Raw genomic sequence first — 7670 nt, forward strand, 5'->3', positions numbered from 1 at the left:
GGGGCCGTGCCGATCCGTCATTCAATCTTCGCCAATCCCGATCGCTCGCCGAAACGCGACCGCGCTCGGGCTCGTCGGCGGGACCGCGGGATGTTTGCGGTCGACCTGGTACACAAATTGATTCGTCACAGCCAGGCCCATCACCGACGCGAGACCATCGCCTTCGGTCGAAGGGTCGACTACACCGTGGGTCGACTCGCGCTTTTCGCCGTCTGGCGCAACTTTGTTAAACGAAGGTCCGAGAGGCGCGTGTCGCGAAGATCACCCGCGATGGATCTCGGGCTGACCGATCGAATCTGGAGTTGGGTTGATGTGCTGGCGGTGCGACTCTTCGAGCAGAGAGTAGAGTTGCCCGCTACCTGAGCTGCGCCTGACGGCTCGCGACAGACTTCCCGGGATGCCTCCGCAGGAGCGTCGCCCCATCCGTACTCGGAGTCGCCTTCAGAACCGGACCCGCGAGCCCTATTCTGTCGAGGCCGGCCGCAATCAACGATCCACGTTGGGCCCGGTTGACTCCCGGTTCGGCTACTTCTTGGCCAGTTCCTCGTCGATGATTTTCTTGAAGTCCTCGAACGGTTTTGCACCCGAGAGGAAGCGTCCGTTGACGAAGAAGCCCGGGGTTCCGGTCACACCGAGACTCGCGGCCTCCTTGGCATCCCCATCCACACGCTTCTTGATATCGGCCGCGGCGTAATCGGTTTTGAATCGTTCCTCGTCGAGGCCCAGTTGGTTGGCGTAACCGAAGAACGTGCCCTCATCCAGCTTGCGCTGATTGGCAAATATCAGGTCGTGCATCTCCCAGAACTTGCCCTGGGCGTGAGCCGCCTCGGAAGCCGCGTGGGCTGCCGGCGCCTTGGCGTGGATCGACAGCGGCAAGTGTTTCCAGACGATGCGAACCTCGTCCGGGTATTCCTCTTGTATCTTCTTAAGGGTCGGACCGACCCTTGAGCAGAACGGTCACTGGAAGTCCGAGAATTCGACGAGTTCCACCTTCGCGACCGCGGGTCCCTTGAAGGGAGCCCCCTTGGTGTTGATCGTGTGGCGCTTGTTCGGGTCGGGGCCGCGACGGCGAGGCGCCGCCGGACGATTGGAAGCCAGTGTCTTCAACTCATCCGTGGTCTGGGTCAAGCTTTCCTGGATGCCCGTCAGCCGTGCAGCCGTTTGCCGCAGGGAACCGTTCAGCAGAAAACTCCCGGCCAAGATCGAGCCCCCGATGACCACCGCTGCGATGATGATCGGCCTGCCGGTTACAGGTGTTGGATTTGCTGTCATGAATCCCTCGTCAATGTCTCTCGTCGAAAATGGAGTTCGATACAACTACACGCGATCCTATCTGCTGTCAATTGGAGGCCTCAGGGACAAGGGTCGGGATTGGTTCGTCCGGCGCCCCCGAGGGTTGACTCGCCCGCACAGTTGGTTGCCGTCACGAGATAGTAATACTGACCGACGGGCACCGCAGTGTCGGAGGCCGTCGTACCCGCGATACCCTGCGACAAACAGCTCAGGTCGCTCAAATCGGCCTGCTCGCCGCGATAGAGGTTGTAGGTAACGGCCCCGGTGGTCGGTTGCCAGCTCAGGTTCACCAGCACGGACCCTGGAGTGGCTTTGTCGAGCACAAGGCCCGTCGTCTCCCCCGGTGCAAACGAGCCGCAGTCCGCGACCAAGACGGCCTCGTCGGCCTGGATCAGCCCGTACCCCGACAACGGGTCGACGCCGGCTGCCTCGATGTCCAGGGCGGTGAGGGTAAGGATGTCACGGACGCCCTGCGGCGTCAGGGTAGGGTCGGCCTCCAGCGCCAGCGCCGCCACGGCCGCGGCGTGGGTCGTCGAGGCCGAGGTCCCGAAGAAGTTGGGAAAACTGTCCGGGTCGAAGGCGCTGTCTACGCCGAAGAAAGTCGTATTCGTCCCTTCCGGCGCCACGATATCGGGTTTGAAGCGGATCACGGGAGCACTGGGCAACGGATTGCCGCTGCCGTCGAAGTAAAACGGGAGGTCACCGCCCACGGAACTGGACGGCTTGACGTCGATCAGACCCATCGGCAGTTCCTCATTACCGCCGGTGTCGATCTCTCCATAGAACACCGACCCGACCGCAAGGCCACCGGCGGCGGCCGGGTGGCCGTAGATCGGAGACTTGTCGAAGATGCCGGGCCCCTCGAAGGAATAGCCGGGGTCCGTCAGGCCGCAGCCGACCCCGGAGGCGATGACACGGAAACGCGTGCCGGCCTGAGTCCCGCAAAAATGCTCCACGGCCACGTAGGCGCTCACGGGGGAGCCGCTCGTGTTGGTGTAGCTCAAGATCTCGAACGGATCTCCGAACGACGGCGGGTCGGCACCGCAACCCTGACCGTCGTCGCCCACGGCGAGTGCACCGGTGAAATTACACGCAACGAGGGAACCCTGACTGGAGGCGAGGCTGTCGCTCGAGCACAGGTACAGGTCGAGGTCCCTGGCGGATCCGTCGCCGAGAGTGCCCGAGTACGGCTCGTTCCATTGCAGGACGAGGGACACGCCGCATCCGTCCGGAATCGTGATCTCCCCGAACCGGTTGTTGCCTCCAAAATCGTGCAGGTCGGCGCCACTCGTGGGGAAGGCTTCGTCATCGGTGCCGGGATTCGCATCCAGGTAGATCTCGTCGACACTCCTGGCGCCGTTGTTCCCCGCAGCGGAAAAGTAGGAAACACCGCCGGCCACGGCGGATTCCAATGCTTGCGCAATGATGCCGTCCTGAAACATCGGTTCGGCAAACCAGAGCACATCGTCAACGATGATGTCGGCTCCGCACGCGGCCAGTTCAGTGATCCCCTGGGCGAAGTCCGCCTCACTGTTGAAGGCGGAATGGAACAGGATCTCGGCCCCCGGCGCCAGATCGTGCACGATCTCCGCCATCGCCGCCCCCTCGTCGTCGACGGCGCTGCAACTGGCTCCGGAATCGCAGTTGTCCAGGATCGTGACAGCGGCGGGAAGATCGCCGGTCGATTGCGGCAGAGAACCGGTCAACGTTCGTGAGCATCCCGTGCCGGTCACGCTCCCACCGACGCTCGCCGTGGCGTGGAAACTGTTGGTGAGGATCCCGACCTGAACCCCGGTGCCGTCCACCCCGAAATCCGCTCGAGCGTTGTCCGCATGGATGGAGGCATCCCCTTGGCTGGTGACCGAGCCCGTCCACGCCCGGGGGCGGTAATTGGGATGGATCGTCGCCACCTGCGGGATCGCCGCGATCTCGTCCAGCAGAGCCGGTTCGCACAACCCGACGATCCGGGCGTAGTCGTAGTGGACTCCCGTGACACGCATTCCGATCCGCCTGACCTCGGCAACGATGGCGGGCGTCAACTCTCGCAAACGCACGTCGATCTCCGGTAGATCGTTTCGAAAACCGACCAAGGGCGCGGAAGTACGAATCTCGGCAAGCGGAACACCGTCGCGCGTCAGGCTGCGGATCCTGAGGAGCGAGCTCGAGACCTTGGCCATCGCCGGGTCGCCTTCGAGGCGGTCCAGCTTGTGATTCACGCTGGCGGAGCGTGCCGACCCGGCAAGGATCACGGAGGCCACGACGAGAATCGGGACGATTTGCTTCATCTCATTACCCCCAAAGACCCCGCGCGTTGCCCCGAATATACGTCGATCATCCGATGGAACAACAGTTCTTTGTCGGTCTACTACTCTTCCCCATTGGCCATCCTTTCTCGTGCACGGTCCGCGTAGGCCAGGGTTTCGGCATGGAGCCATTGAACGTCGATCTTTTCCGGCAGTCGACCGCAGACTTGACGAGAGTCGAGGTCCTGATGGACCGCCTGCTGGTATTCGGCAAGCGTCCTGTAACGTTTTTCGTAAAACAGCTCGGCGATCAGCTGTTCCGCACCATCGGTCTCGAAGCAGTTTCCTTGCGACTGGTAACGACTGCTCCGGACCAGCAGTTGGGAGATGGCGTTGTCCACCAACACGTTTCGACTGACACGGATGTCGTCCGATTTCTCGATGGCGATGCCGTTTTCATAATTGGCGAAAGCCACGTTGTCGAGCGCCAGGCCGTTCGCGGATTCACTGCTCCAGCGAACGCCTTTGGCGTTCTCATAGAGTACGTTGTCGATCGCGTAACCATGGGCGGACTCGCCTAGGAAGTAGATACCACTGTTGTCGTTACGGAACGAAGTGTTGCCCGCGACCAAGGCTTCGGTGGAGCTGGAGACCCGAATTCCCTGCCAGGCGCCGTAGGATGTGTTGTTGATCGCGATGCAGTTGTTGGAACCTTTTTCAAAGTTGATGCCCGCGGTCGCCATGTGGCGGAAGGTAAAACCGCTCACGGTGATGTAACTCTTCCCATAGGCCACAATCCCGTAGCCGCGCCGGATCAACTCGATTTCATGGGTCGAGGGCGCTTTGCCGTCGCTGGTGTGGATGTAGACCACCTTCGCGTCACCGTCGTAGAAGTAACTCGACGGCTTCAGGTGTTCCGGGGTGTCCCGTAAGGTCGCGTAACGATGCTGCGATCCATCCATCTCGACGACGCCCCGGATCATCCTCTCGGTGTTCGGAAATCTGTAGAGCCCTGGGCTCGAATGCGGCTCGAAGTTCGTCTCGTCCACGGAGTCGGCGCCGGTAATCATCACGACACCGGGCGGATCGGACGTGTGTTCGCCGCTCGTATCGGCGAGAAAAGTGATCGGCTCTTCAGCGGTTCCGCTGTTGGGTACGGTGATCATTTCTCGATACAGGCCGGGACCGACGAAAGCGGTGTCTCCGGCCCGCATGGCGGTCTCGAGCATGGAAAGACTCCGCCACGCACTCTCGGGTGTCAAACCATCGTTGGCATCAACGCCTACTGTTTGGCGTACATAAAAGACACGGCGCTCTTGGGGCTGGCTCTCCGAGCCACCGGCCGCGGAAAAGACAACGGCCATGAAGATGCCCGCTGCGTACCCTACAAAGCGAGACCGGTTGCACTCGAAACTCATGCCGTCCAGCCTAGCGTTCCGGGAACCGGAACCCGTTCTTCTTTGCCTTCTCGCGGATCGCTTGCCGCACCACCGTGTCGAAAGCGCGCGAGTTGTCGATTCCCTTGGACTCGATCTGCCTGGCCACGAACTGCCTCCGCTCTTCGCCGAGCTTTACGATGCGCTGCCGCAGCGTGGCGCGTTCGAGCCGCATCTCGTCGATGTAGGCCTCACGCTCCCCGAAACTCATCGCCCGCAGTGCCTCCGGCAGTTCGCTTTCCTCGATCTCGTAGAGATCTGCCTCGCCGGCGTCCAGAGCTTCCACCAGATCCCATGGGGCGACGTACATGGAGCTGCTCTTGACTCGTGCTCGCCCGGCCACCGCTGCCGGACCTGCCGTCTCTGCGTTCCTGTCTTGCTGCGTCAAATTCTCCCGCCGTTTTCGGCCCTCGTCGCCCATCGGAAGGAACGTCTCATTGATCGCCGCGCTCAGCTTCGCCAACTCGTTGTCGAACGGCGTGGTCGGCACCGCGGCACCGATACGCGGATTGATGGCAGCAAACCCGCCTTGCGCCATCTCCGCAAAGTCCTTCCAGCTTTGCGCGTCCTCATGTTCGGTAACGCCGCAATAGATCAAGTGGATCGAAACGCCTTCCCGGCGCGCCAGATCGCTCACGTCGCCGAGGTCCACCTGTTCATCCTGGTCGGCGGGCTCGTTGCCGGCAACAAAAATGAGCTTCAGGGCGGCCTCCGACGGCGTCCAGTGGAGCCCCCCGTCCAGAGCCGTTTGCAGCACGCGCCCCAGATACTCAACAGCGCCGTCGCTGGTCAGCTCGAACAGCCGCTCGGAAACGAGGTCGAGGTCTTCCGTGAAGTCGGTCTCCACGCTCACCCAACCCGTCTCGGCGCCACCCTTCGAATTGCCATAGGTCAACAGGGCCACCCGCAGCGACGGCGTCGGCTCCATCAGCGAGAGGTCGTAGACGATCTCCCATAACTTCAGACGCGCAACGTTGATTAGCCCCTTCATGGAGTTGCTGGTATCCAGCGCGATCACCACGTCGATCGTTTCCTCCGGCTCTTCAGCCACGGCCACCGCAGACACTAACAAGACGAACAAAACCAACACTGACTTCGCCGTTCTACTTTGCATGTCTCACTTCATCTCCTTGAATAGGATCCCGTCACCGCGAAAGAAAACCTCCCGGCGCCTCGAAGGACACCGGGAGGTTGGTTGAGCGTTATTCTGAAAATACCTCCCGGCGCCCCGAAAGACACCGGGAGGTTGGTGATTAGCGGCCCTCCCTCGAGGTCGTAACCGGCGCCGGAGCGGGCCCCGACTCGAAGATCTCACCCGTCAGCTCGAGCTCATCGTTGGGACCGAAGAGGTCTCCGATGTTGAGCGGGACCGAGCACGACGTGTGGATCATGATCGGATCTTCGCAAGTCGACGTGTCCGTACAGGTCGCGTCCGAGCAGATCTCGATCTCGATCTTCGGCTGCAGCTTCTTGTCCCTGGAGAACGAGAAGTAGTCACCCGAGTTCGTGTTCGGGAACGTCCAGACCTGACCCAGGTGGTGTGTGACGATGATGCAGGCCTCATCGAACGCCGCATCGCCGGCCGTGTTGATGTACAAGAATTCCAGCTCCTTCGGTGGCTTCTGTTTGCCATCGCCGGAACAGGGATCCTTGCACAACGTGCCGTCGAACGTGCCGTCGTCACAGGAGTCGCTGGTCTCGTCGCACATTGCGCCAGATCTACACTGGCTCGGTTCCGGGCAGTCGACTGGCACGCCCGTACAGTTCCCGGTTTCGCAGTGATCAGGCGCTCCTTGATCACCCGTCTCCGAGGTGCAGTAGAACCCGTCCTGGCAAGGTGTCGAATCCGGTAACGGATCGTCCTCACAAGCACCTGTTGCGACGTCGCAGACGCCGGTGTTGCACTGGTCGTCCTCAGCCGAGCAATCGACCGGGATACCGGTGCAGACACCGGTTTCGCAGTGATCAGGCGTCTGAGCGGTGCCCGTCTCGGACGTGCAGTTGTCGCCGTCCTCGCAAGGTGTCGAATCCGCAACCGGATCCGCCTCGCAAGCACCCGAGCCCGCGTTGCACACACCGACGTTGCACTGGTCGTCTTCGCCAGAACAATCGACCGGTCCACCGGTGCAAACACCGGTTTCGCAGTGATCAGGCGTTTGAGCAACACCCGTCTCGGACGTACACACGTTACCGTCCTCGCAAGGTGTCGAATCCGCTACCGGATCCGCCTCGCAAGCACCCGAGCCCGCGTTGCACACACCGACGTTGCACTGGTTACTCGCGCCTGTGCAATCGACCGGTCCACCGGTACAAACACCGGCTTCGCAGTGATCAGGCGTCTGGGCCGTGCCCGTCTCGGACGTACACACGTCGCCGTCCTCGCAGGGCGTCGAATCCGCTACCGGATCCGCCTCGCAAGCACCGTCGGCCGCGTTGCACACACCGACGTTGCACTGGTCGTCTTCGCCCGAACAATCGACCGGTCCACCGGTGCAGACACCGGCTTCGCAGTGATCAGCCGTTTGAGCAACACCCGTCTCGGACGTACAGAAGTCGCCGTCCTCGCAGGGTGTCGAATCCGCTACCGGATCCGCCTCGCAAGCACCCGAGCCCGCGTTGCACACACCGACGTTGCACTGGTCGTCTTCGCCCGAACAATCGACCGGAACACCGGTGCAAACACCGGTTTCGCGGTGAT

The 7670-nt window shown here is 61.8% G+C and carries 6 protein-coding genes and 1 pseudogene; 1 reads left to right on the plus strand and 6 read right to left on the minus strand.

From position 1 onward, the window contains the following. A partial coding sequence (locus OES25_17035; GenBank protein MDH3629343.1) for a hypothetical protein occupies nucleotides 1–363 on the plus strand: 363 nt, incomplete at its 5' end. Between the two features lie 162 nt (nucleotides 364–525). On the opposite strand, the pseudogene OES25_17040 reads toward OES25_17035, so the two are convergent. From OES25_17040 to OES25_17065, 6 genes and pseudogenes are all read right to left on the minus strand, one after another. After that, a pseudogene (locus OES25_17040) lies at nucleotides 526–939 on the minus strand (DsbA family protein). 18 nt (nucleotides 940–957) lie between these two features. After that, a complete protein-coding gene (locus tag OES25_17045) occupies nucleotides 958–1272 on the minus strand; it encodes a hypothetical protein (protein ID MDH3629344.1) in 315 nt (104 codons plus the stop codon). A gap of 80 nt (nucleotides 1273–1352) precedes the next feature. Further along, nucleotides 1353–3578 (minus strand): S8 family serine peptidase, encoded by a 2226-nt coding sequence (locus tag OES25_17050; GenBank protein ID MDH3629345.1) that lies wholly within the window; start codon nucleotides 3576–3578, stop codon nucleotides 1353–1355. Between the two features lie 80 nt (nucleotides 3579–3658). Next, on the minus strand, nucleotides 3659–4765 hold the full coding sequence (locus OES25_17055; GenBank protein MDH3629346.1) for a right-handed parallel beta-helix repeat-containing protein: 1107 nt from the start codon (nucleotides 4763–4765) through the stop codon (nucleotides 3659–3661). A 199-nt stretch (nucleotides 4766–4964) separates the two neighbouring features. Continuing rightward, the gene (locus OES25_17060) at nucleotides 4965–6059 is read right to left on the minus strand and encodes a VWA domain-containing protein (GenBank protein ID MDH3629347.1); all 1095 of its coding nucleotides are present in this window, start codon (nucleotides 6057–6059) and stop codon (nucleotides 4965–4967) included. A 166-nt stretch (nucleotides 6060–6225) separates the two neighbouring features. Next, nucleotides 6226–7670, minus strand: a 1445-nt coding sequence (locus OES25_17065) for a hypothetical protein (GenBank protein MDH3629348.1), incomplete at its 5' end; no start/stop codon positions are given.

It is taken from the genome of Acidobacteriota bacterium (genome assembly GCA_029861955.1).
Lineage (GTDB): Bacteria > Acidobacteriota > Polarisedimenticolia > Polarisedimenticolales > Polarisedimenticolaceae > JAOTYK01.